We start from the raw sequence: 18,233 nt of genomic DNA on the forward strand, positions 1-18,233 counted from the left end.
GACCCGGATTAATTCGGTTGCGGCCAACGGCGGAAAATCAACGAAGTGTTGACGCCACCAAAAGCAAAATTGTTGTTCATCACGTAATCGTGGTGCATCTGGCGGAACTCGCCGCGCAGGTAATCGAGTTTGCCGCAGTGCGGATCGACCTCATCAAGGTTGAACGTATGCACGTACTGATCGCGGTTGAGCATTTCAATGCTGAACCACGACTCCAGCGCCCCGCAGGCCCCAAGGGTGTGACCGAGAAAGCTTTTCTGCGAGCTGATCGGCATGTGTTCGCCGAACAAACTGCTGGTCGCCAGTGTTTCGGCAATGTCGCCCTGTTCTGTAGCGGTGCCGTGGCCGTTGACGTAGCCGATGGCGTCCGGCGTCAGCCCGGCGTCTTCCAGCGCCAGTTCCATTGCGCGGCGCATGGTGACTTGCTCGGGGCGGGTGGTGTGCTGCCCGTCGGCGTTGCTGCCGAAACCGACAAGCTCAGCGTGGATGTGCGCGCCGCGGGCGAGGGCGTGCTCCAGCTCCTCGAGCACCAGCATGCCGCCGCCTTCACCGATCACCAGGCCGTCGCGGCCTTTGTCGTAGGGGCGCGGGCTGGTCTGTGGGGCATCATTTTTCAGGCTGGTGGCGTACAGCGCGTCGAAGACCATGGCTTCGGTCGGGCACAGTTCTTCGGCGCCACCGGCGAGCATCAACGGCAGGCGACCGAACTTGATCGCCTCGTAGGCGTAACCGATGCCCTGACTGCCACTGGTGCAGGCGCTGGACGTCGGGATCAGACGCCCGGTGAGGCCGAAGAAGATGCTGATATTGGCGGCAGTGGTGTGCGGCATCATCCGCACGTACGAGTTGGCGTTGAGGCCCTCGGCCACCGAGTTGAGCAGCATGTTGCCGAACGCTTTGATCTCGTCGGTGCTGCCGGTGGACGAACCACAGGCCACGCCCATGCGCCCGTCCTTGATCGACGGGTCGCCCAACAGGCCGGCGTCGGCGAGGGCTTTTTCCGCCGCACCGACCGCCAGCCGCGAGACCCGGCCCATGCTGCGCAGCTGCTTGCGCGTCCAGTGCGACGGCACGACAAAATCATCGATCGGTCCGGCCAGACGCGTGTTGAGTTCGCTGAAGCGATCCCACTCATCCATCCGGCGGATGCCGCTGCGGTTGGCCGCAAAGTTGCCGGCGATGGTCTCCCAGTCGCTGCCCAGCGAAGTGATACCGGCCATGCCGGTGACGACGACGCGCTTCATCAGCACAAGCCTCCGTTGACCGCCAGAACCTGGCGGGTGATGTACGAGGCTTCCGCCGACATCAGGAAATTCACCGCACCAGCGACCTCTTCAGGGGTGCCCATGCGTTGTGCGGGGATCATTTTCATCAGTTCTTCCACCGGCACGTTTTCGTCGAGCATCGCTGTGTCAATCAGACCCGGTGCGACGCAGTTCACGGTGATTTTGCGCTTGCCCAGCTCAATCGCCAACGCTTTCGCCGCGCCGATCACGCCGGCTTTCGAGGCGCTGTAATTGACCTGGCCACGGTTGCCGATCAGCCCCGAGACGGACGTGATGCAGACAATCCGCCCCGCGGCGCGGCGACGAATCATCGGCATCATCACCGGATGCAGGACGTTGTAGAAACCATCGAGGTTGGTGCGCAGCACCACGTCCCAATCGTCCTCGCTCAACGCGGGGAATGCGCCGTCGCGGGTCAGCCCGGCGTTGAGTACCACGCCGTAATAGGCGCCGTGGGTTTCGACGTCGGCTTCGAGAATGCTTTTACAGGTTTCGCGGTCGGCGACATCGAATTGCAGGATGCGCGCGTTGCGCCCCAGTGCTTCGATTTCAGCCTGCACCGCTTGTGCTTCAGTCATGCCGCTGCGGCAATGCAGGACGATATCGTGCCCGGCCTGCGCCAGGCGCAAGGCTATGGCGCGGCCGATGCCACGGCTGGAGCCGGTGACCAGTACGGATTCAGTCATCGTTCGACTCCCTTTTTTGCACAAGATAATCAGCCGCCTGAGGCGGCCGGAACACATTCAACCGGGCAGTCGCTTCGATGCCGGGGGCGTTGATATGGCATTCGAAAACGCCCATGCCGTTGTCGTCTTCCAGTGAACGGATACCGTGAACAGTCAATTCGCTGCCCGCCGGAAACGCTTCGACGTTGCACTCGAATTTGCGCGTGCCGAGCAGGAAACCCAGCTCCACCGGATTGCCTTTTTTCCGCGCATGGCAGCCAGCGAATGCAGCCACGCTTTGCGCCATCAGTTCGATACCGACCCAGGCGGGCAGGCTGCCGTCGGGCAGGCTGAAGAGGCCGTCGGGCTTGACGGTAAGCCGGGTGAAAATTTGTTCGTCGTCGAAACTGACAATCTTGTCGATCAGGATCATGTCGCCGGCGTGAGGCAGCAGTTCGGCGAGCGGCCAGTCGGTCATGGGGCGTCTCCGATAATCAGGCTGACGTTGTTGCCGCCGAAGGCAAACGAGTTGCTCATCAGGTAGCGGGGTGCAATGGACGTCAGGCGTGCGCTTGCGGTCACCCACTGCAGCGGCGGCAGCGCGGCATCGGCCTGGCCGTCCCAGATGTGCGGCGGTAATGCGTGGTCGGGGTTATCGGCACTCAGGCTCAGCCAGCAGAACGCCGCCTCCAGCGCACCGGCCGCACCGAGGGTGTGGCCGGTCATCGGTTTGGTCGACGAGCAGGCCACGCCGGCGGGGAACAGTGACGCGACAGCCAGGCTTTCCATGGCGTCGTTGTGCTGAGTCGCGGTGCCGTGCAGGTTCAAGTAGTCGATTTGCTCAGCTTGCAGCTGCGCGCGGCTCAAGGCTTTTTGCATGGCTTGCAGGGCGCCGCGACCGCTTGGTTCCGGGGCGGAAATGTGATGCGCATCGGAACTGGCGCCCGCGCCGAGCAGGGCGATGGCCGGACCGTCACCCTGTTGTTTGCTCATCACGAACAGCACCGCGGCTTCACCGATATTGATGCCGTTGCGGTTGGCCGAGAACGGATTGCAGCGCTCGTCCGACACCGCTTCCAGCGCCGAAAAGCCATTGAGGGTCAGCTTGCACAAACTGTCGACGCCGCCGCACAGCACCGCGTCGCACAGGCCCAGATCGAGCAGACGCTGGGCACTCATCAGGGCGCGGGCGCTGGAGGTGCACGCCGTGGAAATCACATAGGCCGGGCCGCTCACTTGCAGCCATTCGGCGAGAAAGGTTGCCGGCGCACCGAGTTCCTGCTGCCGATAGTCGTATTCGGCGGGGAATTGCTGCTGGCGAATGTAATGCGCCAGACCACGGCTGGCCTCGTCGATCCCCGACGTGCTGGTGCCCAATACCACACCGATGCGCTCGCGGCCGTAGGTCTGGATTGCTTGGTCGATGGCATCGCGAATCTGCAACGCGGCTTCGAGCAACAGCTGATTGTTGCGGCTGCTCTGATCGGCCAGTTCTGCCGGAATCGCCGCCAGATCACCGTGAACCGCCGCGACTGGCAGTTCACGCTCCGGCACCCAGCCGGACTCGCGACGCATGCCCGAGCAGTCACCGGCAAACAGGTTGCGCGCAACGGTCGATTTGTCACGGCCCAACGAACAGATCACGCCGAGAGCGTTCAGGTAAGCGGTCATGGCGTCGATTCACCCAACGGAGAAACGCGATAGTGCGGGCCTTGGGGCAGGTTCAATTCGAAGTGCAACGGTTGTGCATAACGGATGGCCCAACGCGGCGGCAGAGTTCGTTGCTCACCGTGTTGCTGCGCATCGGGATAGTTGCGCAGCAGCTCGCCGGACGGGGTCAGGGCGAACAGCAGGGCCGCGAACAGCTCGCGGGCCTCCGGGTTCGGCGGCAGCAGGCCATCGGCTTGCCAATGACCGTCGATCAATTGCTGACGCGCCTGGGGGATGCCCAGCGGGTCCATCATCGACCAACGGATGCCCGTACCTTCGCGTTGGATCACCAAAAGCCAGTCCTGGCGTTGCTCGGCTTGCTGGCGCTCGATGTGCAGTTGCAGTGGCAGGGGCAGCGTCGGGTTGCCCGCCGGCAATGGCGCGTGGCTGGCGCAGGCACTTAACAGAAGTAAAATGCTCAGCACCAATAGCCGCCACACAGCGGACACTGTGGGAGCGAGCCTGCTCGCGAAGGCGCGGGCCCATTCAACAAAGAGGCTGGCTGGCCCACCGCTTTCGCGAGCAGGCTCGCTCCCAAAAGTCATGTGTCGCATTAACGATCACCTTGAAGCGGTTTGCGCGCGACGACGTTGACCAGCGTCTCTTCACGCTGACCAAACGGCTTTGGCTTGCTCAGCCCAAAGCGCTCCAGCAAGCCAAAATCCTTCGAGCGGCTCCACCACAGATAGGGGTACGAAACGTTGCGCTCGGCAAACTCGAAACCCTGTTCACGAATCATCTGCAGATACTGCGCCGCACTCTTCTGCACATGCATCGGATGACGGAACAGCCAACGAATCACCCACGTATCAATGTAAGCCTCGGTGGATTCGGCGAACAGCAGGTATCCGCCCGGCTTGAGCACGCGATAGAACTCGGCGAGGGCCTTTTCCTGCTCGACCAGATGATGGAAGGTCTGGTGACAGAACAGCAGATCGACGCTCGCATCGGCGACGTTCAGCGTCGCGCAATCGCTGCCGATCAGCTCGACGGGCAAACCCTGACGCGCCGCTTCTGCGGCGCTCAACTCAAGGCTGTGCGGGTCGGCATCGACGCCGATCAGGCGCTGTGGCGCAAAGGTCTGGCGCAGGTGAGCGAACGACTTGCCTTGCCCGCACCCGGCATCGAGCAGCACCGGGTGTTCCGGCAGCGCCTCACTGAACAGCCCGCGCAAATCGTTGATCGCTACGCGCAACACGTGGTGCTGCCAGGTGTGACTGCGCAGGAACCAGAAACCGAAGCGGGTTTCCTCGACATAGTTGTCGCTCAAGTAGTTCATGTGGCGTCCTTTGCACAGAGTTCGGAGATCATCTTCAAGCGGCGGCGCGCTTCGCTGACGAACGGATTACGCTCATCCCAGGCGTAACCGGCGAGGATCGAGCAGATCATCCGGCGGATTTCCGCTTGGCTGTCCTCATAGAAAATCACGTCCTGAAAGGTGCCGGCGTACCAGCCCTCGACGTAGCAGCGGAAGGTGTCGACACCGCGTTTCAGCGGCTCGGCAAATTCGCTTTGCCAATCGACGGTTTCGCCTTGCAGCTGACGATGCAGCACCGCTGCCGCCATGCTCGCCGAACGCATGGCGATGGTTACGCCGGAGGAGAACACCGGGTCGAGAAACTCCGCCGCATTGCCCAGCAGCGCGAAGCCCGGACCGTGCAGGGTTTTGACATTGGCCGCGTAGCCACCGAGGGTGCGCGCCGGCGTGTCCCACACAGCGTTGTTGAGCACGCCGGCAAGGCTTGGGGTTTCGGCGATGAAACCGCGCAGGCAGGCATCGAGGTCGCTGTCGCGGCCCTTGAAGTGTTCTGCAGCCGCGACCACGCCCACCGAGCAACGACCATTGCTGAACGGGATCGTCCAGAACCAGATATCGCGGTGCTGTGGATGGGTGGTGACGAGGATTTTTTCGCGGTCGAACGCCGGGTTGTCGATGTGATCTTCGACGTGGGTAAACACCGCCTGGCGCACCGGAAAGCCCGACGGCGCTTCCAGATCGAGCAAGCGCGACAACACGCGACCGTAACCGCTGGCATCGAGCACGAAGTCTGCCTCGACACGGTATTCGCTGCCGTCTTCACGACGCACATTCAATTGCGGTTTTGGCCGCTGAAAATCGACGCTGACGATGGCATCGCCGTAACGAATCTCGACGCCTTGCAGCGCGGCTTGATCCGCCAGCAGTTTGTCGAAATCGGCGCGCTGCACCTGGAACGTGGTCGGTTTGCCGTCAGAAAAGGTGTCGCCAAAATCGAACGCGCTGTAGCGCTCGCCCCACGCGAACGCAGCGCCGGTCTTGCGCTGGAATCCGGCCGCGTTGACGGCGTCGAGCATGCCGGCCTCTTCGACGAAGTCCAGGCAATGGCTGAGCAGGCTTTCACCGATGGAAAAACGGGGAAAATGCTGGCGCTCGATCACCAGTACATCGTGGCCCTTGCGCTTGAGCAGTGCCGCGGCGATAGCGCCGGACGGGCCTGCGCCGATGATCACGACCTGACGGGATTCCATTTCAACGATTGGCACGCGAGCTCCGGGGCAAAGGGTTTTTCAAATTCAGGGGGGCGCTGTGCAGGCCGATCATGGCCGGCAACAGCGTGGCGATCAGGCCCATCAGCATCAGCGCGAAGTACAGCGCCGGGGTGATGAGCTGTTGTTGCAGCAGCAGATTGAGAAAGACGATTTCGCTCAGGCCACGAATGTTCAGCAGCACGCTTTCGCGCCAGCGACTGGCGCCTTCGAACGAGGCGCCGGCCCAGCCGAGACCGAGCCAGTTGCCGAGCAGTTTACTGGCAATCGGCAACAGCAGCAGCGCCGCCCATTGCACCGCGCCGAGGCTGGCGAGGGCGCTGTGTACGTCAATCTGCACAATGCCGAAGGTGAGGATCAGCGGGATCGCTATCCACGTCTGTAAACGGCTCATCCAGCGCGCCGGTAACGGCAGCACCAGCGGCATTTTCAGCGCTGCCATGCACAGCAGATAGCCGACGCCGAAAATCAGCGCGTTGAGTTTGAAGTGCTCGGCCATTACCAGCAGCGCGAAAAAGCCCAGGCTGTAAGTCAGCGGCCGCCGCACAGCGCACACCCACAACAGCAAAGGCACACAGGCCAGCAGCAACGGCAGCAACAGACTGCTCAGGTGCAGACTGCCCTGCGCGAGGCCGAACAGCGTCCAGCAGCTCAGGTCGATCAGAATCGCGGTTTGCACCAGACGCCGAGTGGCGGCGGGTGGGTAGTCGATATGGCGCAGATACAGGTACAGCACCGGGATCGCGGTAATGGCAAACACCAGGCCGATGGCCAGCGAGTTTAGCCACGGTTGCGCCGGCAGCAGCCAGCCTGCGACGGCGACGCCGCAGACAAACGGCACGGCAAAACTGGGCAGCGCGATTTTCACGCTCTGGCGATCCAGGCGCAGGTCGATCACGTCACTGAGGATGTGCCCGAGCAGCAGGGCAAAACTCAGGCTGTAAAGGTTCTTCAGCCACTCGGGGGCGATCAATTGTGCGCCGCTGAGTTGCCAGCCCGGTTCGATCCAGAAATACATCAGCAGTGACAAGCCGAAGCTCGCCAACAGTAACTGGCTGACAATCGGAATCAGACCCAAGTGACGGCCGATACGGGTGGCCACGGCGAATAACGCCAGGGCCAGCAGCCAGAATCCGACGACCATCATGTTGTCGGCTCCGCGGCACTGACGCGCTGTTCATGGCGCCCGGCCCACGGCGCGAGCATGAAGCTGAACGCCAGACCGAGGCTGACCGACAAGCCGAAATTGCTCACCGCCGGTGTGCTGGAAACCGCCAGCAGCCCGAACGACAGCCACGTGGTCAGCGCCGCCAACAGCGTGCCGAGCAGGCTCACTGCCGCACCGCCGACTTGCTCGCGCATGAGAATCGCGTAATCGACGCTGATCGCCGTGACCAGCAGCAGGCCGAACAGGCTGAACAAGGTCAGCGGCTGACCGAGCCAGCCAAGGCTGGCGAGACTGCACAGTGCGGCGAGCAACGGTAATGCGACGATGCGCAGCGCACCACCGAAACCGAACGGCAGGATCAGCACCAGCACGATCAACACGCAGGACGCGAGTTTCAGTTCGGCCGCGCTGATTTGTGTCGCGGCAAACACTTCATTCAGTTCGCCGAGACGATCGACCAGCATCACCCCGGGCAAGTCGAGTGCCTGCACGCGCAACAGCGCCGGGTTATTCAGGCCTTGCAGGCTGGTCATCGCCGCGACGCCGCCTTCGGTCGCGCCGAGCCACAGCGTGCGATAAGGCTCGCCGAGCGGGCCGGCCAGTGCGGCGTCGATGTCTTCGGCGGGAACGCTCTGCAACTGTTGCAGTTCGTTTTGCAGCGCGGCGGGTGGTACTCCGAGGTCAAGCAGCGGCTGCCAGTACTGCGGCAGTTTGTTCAGTGCTGCGCGAACCTGTTCCTGTTGGCTCGGCGGACTGACCAGTTGATCGAGCGCCAGATAGCCTTGCAGTTTGTCGAGGTTGACCAGTTGTTGCAGGCGCTCGCTCAGCGCGGCCTGGCGCTCCAGCAACTGCTGCTGATTGGCGGCACGCACAAGGAAGAACTGGCTGGTCGGTTGATACCCGGTGATTCGCGCGATGGCTTGCGCTTCATCGGTCAGGTGTTGGGGGGCACCGACCCACTGGCGGATGTCGTTTTTGCTTTGCAACTGCATCAGGCCGCCAGCGCAGAAGGCGATCAGTAACGCCAACAGCACCGGCGTGCGCACGCGTTCGAGAAGTTTTTCGCGCAGATTGACCAAGCGCTCGGCCAGCGTCAGCGGCCATTGCGCCGGGCGTAACTCGACGTTTTTCAGCAGTGCCGGCAGCAGACACACCGCCGACAAATACGCGCCGAGCAGGCCGGCGGCGGAAAACACTGCGATTTGCGTCAGCGCCGGGAATGGCGTCCAGGCCAGCGCCAGATAACCAATGGTGCTGGTGATCAGGCTCAGCGTCAGCCCCGACAGCGTCAGGCGCAAGGCCGGCCAACTGCGCCACGGTTTCAGGCTCCAGCTCTTCGACAGGTAATGCAGCGGGTAGTCCACCGCCACGCCGATCAGGCTGGAGCCGAGCACCAGCGTCATCACATGCATATGGCCGAACAGCGCGACACACGCCACCGCCCCGAACAGCATGCCAACCAGCACCGGCACGAATGCCAGCAATACCCGCCAGCGACGAAACGCCAGCAGCAGCAACAGCAGGATGCCAAGCGTGGCACCGCCGCCGACCCAGGTCATCTCGCGAGTGGCTTGCTGCTGACCGTTGGCGGCGTACAGCAAGCCACTGGCGGCCAGCAACTGCACATCTGATGTCGCTGCCTGCTCACGACTGTGCTGGAGCAAATCCGCGACTTTCAGTGGCAGGTTCATGTCGAAGGCATTGCCAGTGGTGCGTGCGCGCAGCAGCACCCAACTCTTGCCGTCGGCATCGGCGACCAACGCGCCGCTGCCGATGTCCAGTTGCACCGAACCGTGCTGCGGCTGGCTGTTCTGGATGCGTCCGGTCAGGCCCAGCCAGTCGTCCTGGCTCGGCACCAGACTGAAACCACTGAACGGATCGAACAGCGCTTGCACGCGTTGCTGAATAAAGACGTCGGGATGTTCGATCAGCAGTTGCCGATCATCCGCCGAGAGCATCGCCAGTCGTCCTTGCAGCAGTTGCGTGCGCAGGGCCGGGAGGTCCGCTTGCAGGTTCCACTGCACTTTCTCGAACAATCCGCTGGCTTGCCATTGCTCGCCCAGGGTTTGCGCCATGGCCACCGCTTGCTGGCGATCGGCGTGGCCGACCAGCACCAGCATTTCGCGGTTGAGCGGCTCCTGCATGCGCTGTTCGGCGCGCAGTTCGAGGGCGTCCGGGTGGGTGCCCGGCACCAGCTCCATGAGGTTCGCCGACAGCGGCGCACCGTTGCGCCATTGCCAACCGGCCAGCGCAACGACTGCCAGTAGCAGTATCAGGAATAGCCAAGGCAGCCTGCGTTCACTCGGCAAAGTCATGTTGCTCCGCGTCGCTCAACGGTTGATTGGCGTTGCTGTCCTGCATGCGCAGCACGGTGCTGTCGCCCTGGGTTTCGAGCAGTTCGATGGTTTGCACCAGCGCACCGCCGTCGATATTGATCTGCTTGAACACTTGCTTGAGCAGCAATGAACGCGGGCTCAGGGTCAGTTTCCACTGCTGCGCGTCGCCGCTCAGGGCCAGTTCGAAGTCACGTTGCAGGCCACTGCTGTCACCTTGCAGCACGGCGAGGAACAAACGGTTTTGTTCGGCCCCGGCGCTCTTGTTCGGCAGCAGTTGCCAGCCGTTATCGTCGCGTCGGGCGATGCCTTTGGCGCTGATGCGGTAGTCCTGCTGCAACGGGGTTTTCAGCAGCCAGAGCAGGCCATGATTCTTCGCGAGGACGAAGCTGCCCTTGCTGATCAGTGGGTGCGGCAGGGCACGCAGGTGCTTTTCCTGGATGAACTGGCCGTGAATCACGTCCGGTTTCGCCAGTTGCTCGCTGAGTTGTTGCAGGTCGAAAGCATTGGCCAGCGCTGACATCGTCAGCAGCACCAATACGCTCAAACTTTTAACAAAAACATTCATCGCAGCATCCTTTCCACGGCATCGGTGAAGACTTTCGGAGAGGCCAGTTGCATCTCGCGACTGCTCACGTCGACCGCGACCTGCACCGAGCTGGCACGAGTCAGGCGTTCGCCGGTTTGCAGGTCAGTGATCAGGTAGTTGATCTTCAGGCGGTTTTCCCACTCGACCAGATTGGCCCGCACATTGAGCCGCTGACCAAACACCGCGCCGCGCACGTAACGCAGTTGCAGGTCGATGATCGGCCAGGCGAAACCGGACTCGACCATGTGCGTGTAGTTGTGGCCGATCTTGTCGAGCAACGCGCAGCGCGCTACTTCCAGATATTTGACGTAGTGGCCGTGCCAGACCACGTGCATGGTGTCGACGTCGAAAAACGGCACGAGGATTTCCGTGTCGGCGTGAAGCACTCCGGCGCTACGCATGCAGCCTCCAGTGTTGCGCGGCGATGCGTTGCAGGCACAGGCGCAATTCGCCTTCCAGCGCGCGGTCTTCGATGACCGGCGGGAAGTCCTTGGCCAGTTCTGCGTGCATCGCCGCGAGCGATGGCGGCAGCGCTCGGGCGTCTTCGGCCTGGGCACGCAGCCACACGCCTTGATTGGCGGCGAGCAGAGTGGCGGCGGCGACCTGTTCGGTCAGCTCCAGCACACGGATCGCATCGCGGGCGGCGATGGTGCCCATGCTCACTTTGTCCTGGTTGTGGCACTCGGTGGAGCGCGAGAACACGCTGGCCGGCATGGTGTTTTTCAGCGCTTCGGCGGTCCACGCGCTGGTGCCGATCTGCACAGCCTTGAAGCCGTGGTTGAGCATCGCGCGATCCGCTGGCGCGCCGGAGAGGTTGCTCGGCAGACCATGGTTGTAGCGCTCGTCGACCAGCAGCGCGAGTTGCCGGTCGAGCAGGTCAGCGACGTTGGCCACCAGATTCTTCAGGCTGTCCATGGCGAACGCGATGTGGCCGCCATAGAAGTGCCCGCCGTGCAGCACGCGCTCGGCTTCGGCGTCGATGATCGGGTTGTCGTTGGCGCTGTTGAGTTCGGTTTCGATGAACGAACGCAGCCAGTTCAGGCTGTCGGCCAAGACGCCGAGCACGTGCGGCGCGCAACGCAGCGAGTAGCGATCCTGCAAACGGTGCAGCGGTGCGGTTGGCGCGTCGATGGCCAGATCCTTGCGCAACCATGCTGCGACCTGCATTTGCCCCGGGTGCGGTTTGGCGGCGAACAGACGCTCATCGAAGTGTTCGGGATTGCCTTGCAGCGCGACCACATTGAGCGCGGTGATGCGCGTGGCCAGTTGCAGCAGATAATCGGCGCGGGCGTAGGCGAGGCAGGCGAGACCGGTCATCACCGCCGTGCCGTTCATCAACGCCAGCGCTTCTTTCGGGCGCAATACCAGCGGCGTCCAGCCGAGTTCGCGGTGTACGTCGGCAGCCTGACGGCGCTCGCCACGGAACATTACTTCGCGCTCGCCCGAGAGGGTCGCGGCGACGTAGGACAGCGGCGTCAGATCGCCGCTGGCACCGACCGAACCTTCTTCAGGAATCAGCGGCAGAATGTCGTATTCAAGGAACGCGTGCAGGCGCTCCAGCAGCTCCACGCGCACCCCGGACACGCCGTGGCACAGCGACTGCAAACGTGCCGCCAGCACCGCACGGGTGGCTTGCGCGTCGAGCAGTTTGCCCAGCCCGCAACCATGAAAGGTGTAGAGGTGACGCGGCAACGCTTCGACGTGATGCAGCGGCACCGCGACCACGCAGGAATCGCCGTAACCGGTGGTCACGCCGTAGATCACGCCTTCCTTGTCCAGCAACGAATCAAGAAACCGCGCGCCCTTGGCGATGCGCTCGCGATAGTCGGCGTCGCTCTGTAATTGCACGGGTGCCTGACGGTTGGCCAGGGCCAGCACGTCTTCGATGCGCAAAGGGCGTTCGCCGAAGGTTACCGGCTCATGGGTTGGCGTGGTCATCGGTCTTCCAGAAAGGGTAAAAGTTGAACCATTGTTGCGGCGCTTCGAGGCAATAGTGACTCAGACGCTGCGCATAGCGGGTGGCCCACTGATGAATGACCTGCTCGCGCTCGCTGCGCTTCCACACCACGGCGTCGGCGAAGGGTTCGAGGGTCAGGCGATAGTGGCCGTCCGGTTGTTTCAGGCACATCAGCAGATTGACCGGGCATTTCAGCAGGCCGGCCAGCAGCCACGGCCCTTGTGGGAACGGTGCGGGGTGGCCGAGAAAATCGACGGTCACGCTGCGTCCGCCGTGCAGCGGCACGCGGTCGCCGGCGATCGCCAGCCACTCGCCGCGCTCGAGGCGTTCGTGCAGTTGCAGCATGATCACCGGGTCGAGTTCGCTGACCTGAATCAGGCGCAGGTTGGTCGCGCCGGCCTCGCCCAGTAAACGGTTGAACTGCTCGGCGTGCTTGGTGTGTACCAGCACGTTCATGGTGACTTTTTCGCCGATCTCCGCCAGTGCCCGGCAGACTTCAAGGTTGCCCAGGTGTGCACCGACCAGCAGTTGCCCGCGACTGCCGCGCAACTGATTACGCAGCAGCGCCGGGTCGATGATTTCGATCTGTTCGATACGCAGCTTGCCATTCCATACGTCGAGCTTGTCGAGCATCGAATCGGCGAAAGCCATGAACTGGCCAAATACCCGCCAATGAGTCGGGCGCAAATCTTCGCGTTGACTGCAGACGGCCAGCCGTTGCTGATACTGCCAAGCGCTACGGCGCGCCGTGCGGCCGAACAGGAAAAAGTACAGGACGATGCCGTACAGCAACGGGCTGAGCAGACGCCGGCCAAGGACTTTGGCGGCGAACGCGGTGAATTTCATCAGCAGGAAACTGCCTCGCTCTTCGCGATCGGCCCAGTGCTTCTTGTCGGTCTCGGTCGTCATGCTCGCCACCGTCGCCAGAGGATCACCGGCAGGCGCAGGAGCATGCCGAAGAACAGTCGCGTGTGCATGCTCGAAATCAGCGCGTTGTCGTGGAACAGCCGAAAGTGCGACACACCGTCCAGCGGGTAATGCACGCTGGTTTGCAGCCAGCGCATCGACTGATTGCGCCACGCCAGACGCACGAGAATGTCCGAGTCGAAATCCATGCGTTTGCCGACTTTCGCCGAGTCGATCACGGCCAGCGTCGGGGCCAGCGGGTAAACGCGAAAACCGCACATCGAGTCGCGGATCTGCAGCGACAGCGTGTTGATCCACACCATCACGTGGGTCAGATAGCGCGCGTACAAACGGCCCTTCGGCACGCTTTCGTCGAACAGCGGATAACCGCAGATCATCGCTTCAGGGTGCGCACGGGACTCTGCGACAAAACGGGCGACATCGTGCAAATCGTGTTGGCCGTCGGCATCGACCTGCAAGGCATGACTGAAACCCAGTCGCGAAGCCTCGCGCAAACCGGTCATCACCGCTCCGCCCTTGCCTTGATTCACCGTGAGGCGCACCAGATAGACATTGTCACGCTCGGCCAGAGCATCAAGCACTTTCGCGCAGGATGGCGTGCTGGCGTCGTCCACCAGAATGCACGGCAATTCTTGCGCGAGCAGAGCGTCGACCACCGTGCCGATGGCCGTTTCATGGTTATAGACCGGGATCACTGCACAAGGGTTATGCATCGCCAGTCCCCAGAAGAATTCGGCCGCTGGAGCAGGTCGCGGTGTCGTTGCGGTAGGCGAAATACAGTTTGCTGCGCTCGGGATCGAAACGCAGGTGCAGCTGGATTTCATCGCCGGGGCGCACCAGTTGCTGAAACTTCAGCACTTCCATACCAGCGAACGGGCCACTGAGGTTCAGCAGTTGCCGACCGAGGTTCAGCGCCCATTCGACCTGCACCACGCCGGGCAACACCGGGGCTTTGGGAAAGTGACCGCTGAAATAGGCCAGGTCCGGCGGCACGCTCAGTTGCAGGCTCCATTCACCGTCGGTTTCGAGTTGCGCCAACACTTCGGGGGTTTTCGGACGATCAGCGATGAGCAGCGCCTCGACGTCAGCCTGAGGCAATTTGCCTTGGCTGTTCAGCGGCAATTGCCGCAGCAGACGCCAGCGCCGTGGCAGCGCGAGGGCTTCGCAATGTTGGCTGAGATGCCTGCGCAGGCTTTCGGTCAGGCTGCGACGCCCGTGCTCACGCAGCGCAAACAGGCCCGAAACGCTGAGCACCAGTACGGCGCCGAGGGAGGCACGGTTTTCCTGCACCACGCCCATGCGCGCTTCAGCCACCCAATCGTGAGCGACCAGGGCTTGTTCAAGCATTGGCAGGGAAATGCGCTTCTCTTCAAGTTTGACGATCCGGTCCAGCCGCCCGAGCAGCTCGAAGCGACCATCGGCGGCGATGCGCGCAGCATCGGCGGTGTGTTCGACATGGCCGTTGGGCAGGTAGGGCGAGGCGATGAGCAACGCGCCATCGTTATCCTGACTCAACTCGACGTCAGCGAACGGTTGCCACAGACTTTCACCCTGACGCCAGGCGATACCGCCGGTTTCCGAACTGCCAAGGATTTCTGTCGGCCACTGCTGCAAGCGCTGATGCAGGCTCTGCGCGGCTTCAAGCGGCAACGCGCCGCCGGAGGAAAACACCCGGCGCACGGCGCTCAGGGCGGGCCAGTCGAGATTGTCGCCCATGCGCTTGAGCAACGCCGGGCTGGCGATCCAGGCGAAGGCCGGATGTTCGCGGCTGGCGCGCTGCAGGTCTTCAGGAAATGCCAATTGCTTGCGCACGAACGGGCGCCCGGCGCACAGCGGCCATAGCACCCGAAACAGCAGACCGTAGATGTGCTGGGTGGCGACACTGCCGATGATGCACGCTTCGCCAAGATCGGCGCCCCACAGTTGCTCCAGCGCTTCGACCTCGTTGGCCAGTTGGCGCAGGGTCTTGTCGATGCGTTTCGGTTCGCCACTGGAGCCGGAAGTGCACAGACTCAGTTGGCACTGATCGAGATCCAGTTCGGCGCCGGGTAATGCCGGCTGAAGAAAGTCATGCAAGTGACGATCATCGCTGTGATCGGTCAGCCACAGGTCGACGTCACCCGACCAGCGAGCGCGGGTCTGTGGCTGCAAATCGGAAGGCAGCAACACGCTGACGCCTGCTCGCCAGGCCCCGAGCAGAGCAATGGCCAGTTCAGCGGCATCTTCCAGATGCAGCGCCAAACGCTGCACGCCCTGCGCTTGCAGGCCGGCGGCAACGCTCAACGCCTGCTCGCGCAATTGCGCGTGATCGAGGGCCGGTGCGTGGCTGATCGCCCGCGCCGGCAGCGCCTTGAGCAACAGCTGCTCAAGTTTTATCCAGTTCATGTACGGCCTCTTACCCGTTGTCGTATCAGCCATTCAATGGCAAACATCAGGCCGATCAATCCATAGGAGATCAGGCCGGTGTACAACATCCACCAATTCAGCGGCGCCCACAGGGTCAGCAGGGCGGCGCACAAACCGTTGCAGAAGAAAAACACGCTCCAGGCCACCGTGACCTTTCGGGTGTAGCGAATCGCAATGTCCGGCAGTTCCGGCTCGCGCAACCGCGCGAGTCGCTCGACCATTGGCGGGCCGTATTTCAGGCTCAGGCCGAACAGCACCAGCATGAAGCCGCTGATCAGCACCGGATACCAGCGCAGCAACAGTGGACTGTCGAATACCGCCAGTAACAGACAGAAGACGATCGCCACGCAGGCCATCCACAGGCTGCCGGGTTTGCGTTCGCCGGTCAGCGCCCGCGCCAGCCACAAGCTGCCCAGCAGCAGGCCGAATTGCCACGGAGCGAAGTGCTCCATGCCGAAATACACCGCAAAGGGGTAAAGCAGACCGGCCAGCAGCAGGCCGAGGCCGATCAATCGGCTCATGCGGCCGGTTGAGCCAGACGATAGACCGCCTCGACCACGTCACCGACAGTGCGCACCGATTTGAATTCTTCGGCAGCGATTTTCTTGCCGGTCTGACGCTTGATGTGATCGATCAGGTCGACCGCATCGATGCTGTCGATTTCCAGATCCTGATACAGATTGGACTCCAGGCTCACACGCGCCGGATCGAGTTCGAACAGCTCGACCAGGGCATCGCGCAGGGTGTTGAAAATGTCTTCACGAGTTTGCATGGTCCGGTCTCAAGCTGCCTGTTTTGCCGTGACGAACGCCGCAAGGCTCGCCACGTTGGTGAAATGGTTGCGGGTGTCTTTGGCGTCGGCGTCGATCTTGATGCCGTACTTTTTCTGGATCGCCAGACCCAGTTCCAGCGCGTCGACAGAATCCAGGCCCAGGCCTTCGCCGAACAGCGTCTGCTCGTCGCCGATGTCGTCGACGCTGATGTCTTCGAGGCCGAGGGCGTCGATGATCAGCGTTTTAATGTCACGATTCAGATCGCTCATCTTCGGCGAGCTCCTTAATAAAGTAAGAGTGCAAATAATCGTTGAGCTTGCGCGAGGCTTGCGGTGCAGGCCCCTGCGCGGCAAAGGTCTGTGGGTCTATATCGGCCCCGACCTGAAAACTGAAGTGCACGCGGCGATTGGGGATCCGATACCACGGTTCGGCTTTGGTCAGCGTGGTCGGGTTGACCTTGATGATCACTGGCGTGAGGATTTTCGCACCGCGCAGGGCAATCGCCGCCGCGCCCCGATGAAAGGCTGGCGCCTGCCCCGGCTGGGTGCGCGTGCCTTCGGGGAAAATGATCAGAGTCTGGCCGTTTTGCAGGGACTCGGCGGCGGCATCGAGCATGTCCATGCTGCCGTCGTTGCTGATGTATTCGGTGCTGCGCAGCGGGCCACGGGTGAAGGGGTTTTCCCAGAGGCTTTTCTTCACCACGCAATTGGCCTGGCGCACCAGGCCGATAAGAAACACCACGTCGATCAGCGACGGGTGGTTGGCGATGATCATCTGCCCAGGACGGCCCAAGCGCTCGGCGCCTTGAATGTCGTAGGTCAGCACACCGGTGCGGGCCATGAACCGTACGAAAAACCAGAACAGGCGACTGACTGTCTGCCTTGCGCGTTGGCGATGTTTCAGCGCATCACCGGGCAGGCAGCCAAGCAGCGGAAACACCAGCACACGCAGGCACAGCCCGCCAAGCCCGAACAGCGCGAAGCTGGCGGCGGTGGCGAGCAGGCGCCAGTAATAGGCGTCGCGGTGTTTCTCGGTCACGGGTTGCGTTGCCAAGTCCATAGACGGTTTTTCCAGGCATGTTGGCAAAGGGGTTGCTGGCCGAGCAGGGCGCGCAGCAGGTTGAGCGCGTGAGGCCATTGCGTTTTGGACAGTGCTTCTGTGGTGCTGTTCAGGGTCAGCCGCCAGTCGGTACCGGGGGTGAGCAGCAGGCCGACGGCGTAGGGGAACGGTACATCGTCGATCCACTGTGAATAGGCGGCGGGTGGTTGTTCTTCGCTGATCACCAGCAGTACCGCAGGTGCGCCTTCATTGAGCAGCGCTGCGGCTTCCAGCATGCCGTGCTCGAGGCCGTCGCCAGCCGCGGCGAGGGCGGTCATTTCGCTGGTTTCGCCGCGCATGATCGACCACAGGCCAATGATCGCGTTGTGCACGGAAAGGCTGAACTGAGTCGGTGACAGCGGCTGCTCGGTTGCCAGATCGCTGAGGATCTCGTAGGTGCGTGGGGTTTCGCCATGTCGAGAGACGAACACCAGCGGCAGGTTCTCCCGTCCGTCGGCCAGCGGCCAGCCAACACTGAACGCCATGCGTGCCAGGCGACTGAGACGGCGGCGTTGCATGGCCGGCAAGAACGACACATCGGGCGCGGCATCACTGCTCTGGAGCACGACTGGCTGTCGGCTCCAGGCCTGCCAGTCGTCCACGCTGTCGAGCCCCGGGGCCCACGCGCGCCATTGGGCGATGTTGAAGTTGATCACGGACATTCATCCCGCCCCTGCGGGCTTTCATTGACGCTATGGAGTCGCCAGAGCTGGGCTGACTTTGCTGAACGTAGCGTCGCGCTTGGCGCTGAGTGGCGCGCATTATCCCGGTGAGACGGGTGTGTAGCAAATGTTG

20 protein-coding genes are annotated in these 18,233 nt (G+C 62.5%); all 20 read right to left on the minus strand.

The window, feature by feature from the left end; genetic code table 11:
• Positions 1 to 8 precede the first annotated feature (8 nt).
• Genes JFT81_RS26180 through JFT81_RS26275 form a run of 20 tightly spaced genes read right to left on the minus strand, consistent with a single transcriptional unit; the run spans position 9 to position 18,100 of the window.
• Positions 9 to 1,244 (minus strand): beta-ketoacyl-ACP synthase, encoded by a 1,236-nt coding sequence (locus JFT81_RS26180; protein ID WP_201230092.1) that lies wholly within the window; start codon positions 1,242 to 1,244, stop codon positions 9 to 11.
• Positions 1,244 to 1,972, minus strand: a complete 729-nt coding sequence (gene fabG / locus JFT81_RS26185; RefSeq protein WP_201230094.1) for a 3-oxoacyl-ACP reductase FabG — start codon at positions 1,970 to 1,972, stop codon at positions 1,244 to 1,246. Before fabG ends, JFT81_RS26180 begins: the two co-directional genes overlap by 1 nt.
• Positions 1,965 to 2,429 carry a hotdog family protein gene (locus tag JFT81_RS26190; RefSeq protein ID WP_201230096.1) on the minus strand — a complete coding sequence of 155 codons (465 nt, stop codon included), beginning with the start codon at positions 2,427 to 2,429 and terminating at the stop codon, positions 1,965 to 1,967. Before JFT81_RS26190 ends, fabG begins: the two co-directional genes overlap by 8 nt.
• A complete protein-coding gene (locus JFT81_RS26195) occupies positions 2,426 to 3,622 on the minus strand; it encodes a beta-ketoacyl-[acyl-carrier-protein] synthase family protein (RefSeq protein WP_201230098.1) in 1,197 nt (398 codons plus the stop codon). The genes JFT81_RS26190 and JFT81_RS26195 overlap by 4 nt, the downstream gene beginning before the upstream one ends.
• Entirely contained in the window at positions 3,619 to 4,215 is a 597-nt protein-coding gene (locus JFT81_RS26200; protein WP_207199924.1) for a hypothetical protein, read from the minus strand. Before JFT81_RS26200 ends, JFT81_RS26195 begins: the two co-directional genes overlap by 4 nt.
• The gene (locus JFT81_RS26205) at positions 4,215 to 4,940 is read right to left on the minus strand and encodes a class I SAM-dependent methyltransferase (protein ID WP_201230100.1); all 726 of its coding nucleotides are present in this window, start codon (positions 4,938 to 4,940) and stop codon (positions 4,215 to 4,217) included. The genes JFT81_RS26200 and JFT81_RS26205 overlap by 1 nt, the downstream gene beginning before the upstream one ends.
• Complete coding sequence (locus JFT81_RS26210; protein WP_201230101.1) at positions 4,937 to 6,184, minus strand: tryptophan 7-halogenase; 1,248 nt, start codon at positions 6,182 to 6,184, stop codon at positions 4,937 to 4,939. Before JFT81_RS26210 ends, JFT81_RS26205 begins: the two co-directional genes overlap by 4 nt.
• On the minus strand, positions 6,171 to 7,334 hold the full coding sequence (locus tag JFT81_RS26215) for a sodium:proton antiporter (protein WP_201230102.1): 1,164 nt from the start codon (positions 7,332 to 7,334) through the stop codon (positions 6,171 to 6,173). The genes JFT81_RS26210 and JFT81_RS26215 overlap by 14 nt, the downstream gene beginning before the upstream one ends.
• Entirely contained in the window at positions 7,331 to 9,670 is a 2,340-nt protein-coding gene (locus JFT81_RS26220; protein ID WP_201230106.1) for an MMPL family transporter, read from the minus strand. The genes JFT81_RS26215 and JFT81_RS26220 overlap by 4 nt, the downstream gene beginning before the upstream one ends.
• Positions 9,654 to 10,256 carry an outer membrane lipoprotein carrier protein LolA gene (locus JFT81_RS26225; protein ID WP_201230108.1) on the minus strand — a complete coding sequence of 201 codons (603 nt, stop codon included), beginning with the start codon at positions 10,254 to 10,256 and terminating at the stop codon, positions 9,654 to 9,656. Before JFT81_RS26225 ends, JFT81_RS26220 begins: the two co-directional genes overlap by 17 nt.
• Complete coding sequence (locus JFT81_RS26230; protein ID WP_201230110.1) at positions 10,253 to 10,678, minus strand: acyl-CoA thioesterase; 426 nt, start codon at positions 10,676 to 10,678, stop codon at positions 10,253 to 10,255. The genes JFT81_RS26225 and JFT81_RS26230 overlap by 4 nt, the downstream gene beginning before the upstream one ends.
• Entirely contained in the window at positions 10,671 to 12,215 is a 1,545-nt protein-coding gene (locus JFT81_RS26235; protein WP_201230112.1) for an aromatic amino acid ammonia-lyase, read from the minus strand. The genes JFT81_RS26230 and JFT81_RS26235 overlap by 8 nt, the downstream gene beginning before the upstream one ends.
• The gene (locus JFT81_RS26240; RefSeq protein WP_201230114.1) at positions 12,196 to 13,143 is read right to left on the minus strand and encodes a glycosyl transferase; all 948 of its coding nucleotides are present in this window, start codon (positions 13,141 to 13,143) and stop codon (positions 12,196 to 12,198) included. The genes JFT81_RS26235 and JFT81_RS26240 overlap by 20 nt, the downstream gene beginning before the upstream one ends.
• On the minus strand, positions 13,140 to 13,874 hold the full coding sequence (locus JFT81_RS26245) for a glycosyltransferase family 2 protein (protein ID WP_201230116.1): 735 nt from the start codon (positions 13,872 to 13,874) through the stop codon (positions 13,140 to 13,142). The genes JFT81_RS26240 and JFT81_RS26245 overlap by 4 nt, the downstream gene beginning before the upstream one ends.
• Positions 13,867 to 15,546 (minus strand): acyl-CoA synthetase family protein, encoded by a 1,680-nt coding sequence (locus JFT81_RS26250; protein WP_201230118.1) that lies wholly within the window; start codon positions 15,544 to 15,546, stop codon positions 13,867 to 13,869. Before JFT81_RS26250 ends, JFT81_RS26245 begins: the two co-directional genes overlap by 8 nt.
• On the minus strand, positions 15,543 to 16,088 hold the full coding sequence (locus JFT81_RS26255) for a hypothetical protein (RefSeq protein ID WP_201230120.1): 546 nt from the start codon (positions 16,086 to 16,088) through the stop codon (positions 15,543 to 15,545). Before JFT81_RS26255 ends, JFT81_RS26250 begins: the two co-directional genes overlap by 4 nt.
• Entirely contained in the window at positions 16,085 to 16,339 is a 255-nt protein-coding gene (locus JFT81_RS26260) for an acyl carrier protein (RefSeq protein WP_201230122.1), read from the minus strand. Before JFT81_RS26260 ends, JFT81_RS26255 begins: the two co-directional genes overlap by 4 nt.
• 9 nt (positions 16,340 to 16,348) lie before the next feature.
• Entirely contained in the window at positions 16,349 to 16,609 is a 261-nt protein-coding gene (locus JFT81_RS26265; protein WP_201149609.1) for a phosphopantetheine-binding protein, read from the minus strand.
• On the minus strand, positions 16,590 to 17,399 hold the full coding sequence (locus tag JFT81_RS26270; protein WP_201230123.1) for a lysophospholipid acyltransferase family protein: 810 nt from the start codon (positions 17,397 to 17,399) through the stop codon (positions 16,590 to 16,592). The genes JFT81_RS26265 and JFT81_RS26270 overlap by 20 nt, the downstream gene beginning before the upstream one ends.
• On the minus strand, positions 17,375 to 18,100 hold the full coding sequence (locus JFT81_RS26275; RefSeq protein WP_201230124.1) for a beta-ketoacyl synthase chain length factor: 726 nt from the start codon (positions 18,098 to 18,100) through the stop codon (positions 17,375 to 17,377). The genes JFT81_RS26270 and JFT81_RS26275 overlap by 25 nt, the downstream gene beginning before the upstream one ends.
• Positions 18,101 to 18,233 lie beyond the last annotated feature (133 nt).

It is taken from the genome of Pseudomonas sp. TH43 (assembly GCF_016650635.1).
Classification (GTDB): Bacteria; Pseudomonadota; Gammaproteobacteria; order Pseudomonadales; family Pseudomonadaceae; genus Aquipseudomonas.

Coding starts and splice junctions, on each gene's coding strand:
- JFT81_RS26180 (WP_201230092.1), bottom strand. CDS start 1,244: ATGAAGCGCGTCGTCGTCACCGGCATGGCCGGTATCACTTCGCTGGGC.
- fabG (WP_201230094.1), bottom strand. CDS start 1,972: ATGACTGAATCCGTACTGGTCACCGGCTCCAGCCGTGGCATCGGCCGC.
- JFT81_RS26190 (WP_201230096.1), bottom strand. CDS start 2,429: ATGACCGACTGGCCGCTCGCCGAACTGCTGCCTCACGCCGGCGACATG.
- JFT81_RS26195 (WP_201230098.1), bottom strand. CDS start 3,622: ATGACCGCTTACCTGAACGCTCTCGGCGTGATCTGTTCGTTGGGCCGT.
- JFT81_RS26200 (WP_207199924.1), bottom strand. CDS start 4,215: ATGCGACACATGACTTTTGGGAGCGAGCCTGCTCGCGAAAGCGGTGGG.
- JFT81_RS26205 (WP_201230100.1), bottom strand. CDS start 4,940: ATGAACTACTTGAGCGACAACTATGTCGAGGAAACCCGCTTCGGTTTC.
- JFT81_RS26215 (WP_201230102.1), bottom strand. CDS start 7,334: ATGATGGTCGTCGGATTCTGGCTGCTGGCCCTGGCGTTATTCGCCGTG.
- JFT81_RS26220 (WP_201230106.1), bottom strand. CDS start 9,670: ATGACTTTGCCGAGTGAACGCAGGCTGCCTTGGCTATTCCTGATACTG.
- JFT81_RS26225 (WP_201230108.1), bottom strand. CDS start 10,256: ATGAATGTTTTTGTTAAAAGTTTGAGCGTATTGGTGCTGCTGACGATG.
- JFT81_RS26230 (WP_201230110.1), bottom strand. CDS start 10,678: ATGCGTAGCGCCGGAGTGCTTCACGCCGACACGGAAATCCTCGTGCCG.
- JFT81_RS26235 (WP_201230112.1), bottom strand. CDS start 12,215: ATGACCACGCCAACCCATGAGCCGGTAACCTTCGGCGAACGCCCTTTG.
- JFT81_RS26240 (WP_201230114.1), bottom strand. CDS start 13,143: ATGACGACCGAGACCGACAAGAAGCACTGGGCCGATCGCGAAGAGCGA.
- JFT81_RS26245 (WP_201230116.1), bottom strand. CDS start 13,874: ATGCATAACCCTTGTGCAGTGATCCCGGTCTATAACCATGAAACGGCC.
- JFT81_RS26250 (WP_201230118.1), bottom strand. CDS start 15,546: ATGAACTGGATAAAACTTGAGCAGCTGTTGCTCAAGGCGCTGCCGGCG.
- JFT81_RS26255 (WP_201230120.1), bottom strand. CDS start 16,088: ATGAGCCGATTGATCGGCCTCGGCCTGCTGCTGGCCGGTCTGCTTTAC.
- JFT81_RS26260 (WP_201230122.1), bottom strand. CDS start 16,339: ATGCAAACTCGTGAAGACATTTTCAACACCCTGCGCGATGCCCTGGTC.
- JFT81_RS26265 (WP_201149609.1), bottom strand. CDS start 16,609: ATGAGCGATCTGAATCGTGACATTAAAACGCTGATCATCGACGCCCTC.
- JFT81_RS26270 (WP_201230123.1), bottom strand. CDS start 17,399: ATGGACTTGGCAACGCAACCCGTGACCGAGAAACACCGCGACGCCTAT.
- JFT81_RS26275 (WP_201230124.1), bottom strand. CDS start 18,100: ATGTCCGTGATCAACTTCAACATCGCCCAATGGCGCGCGTGGGCCCCG.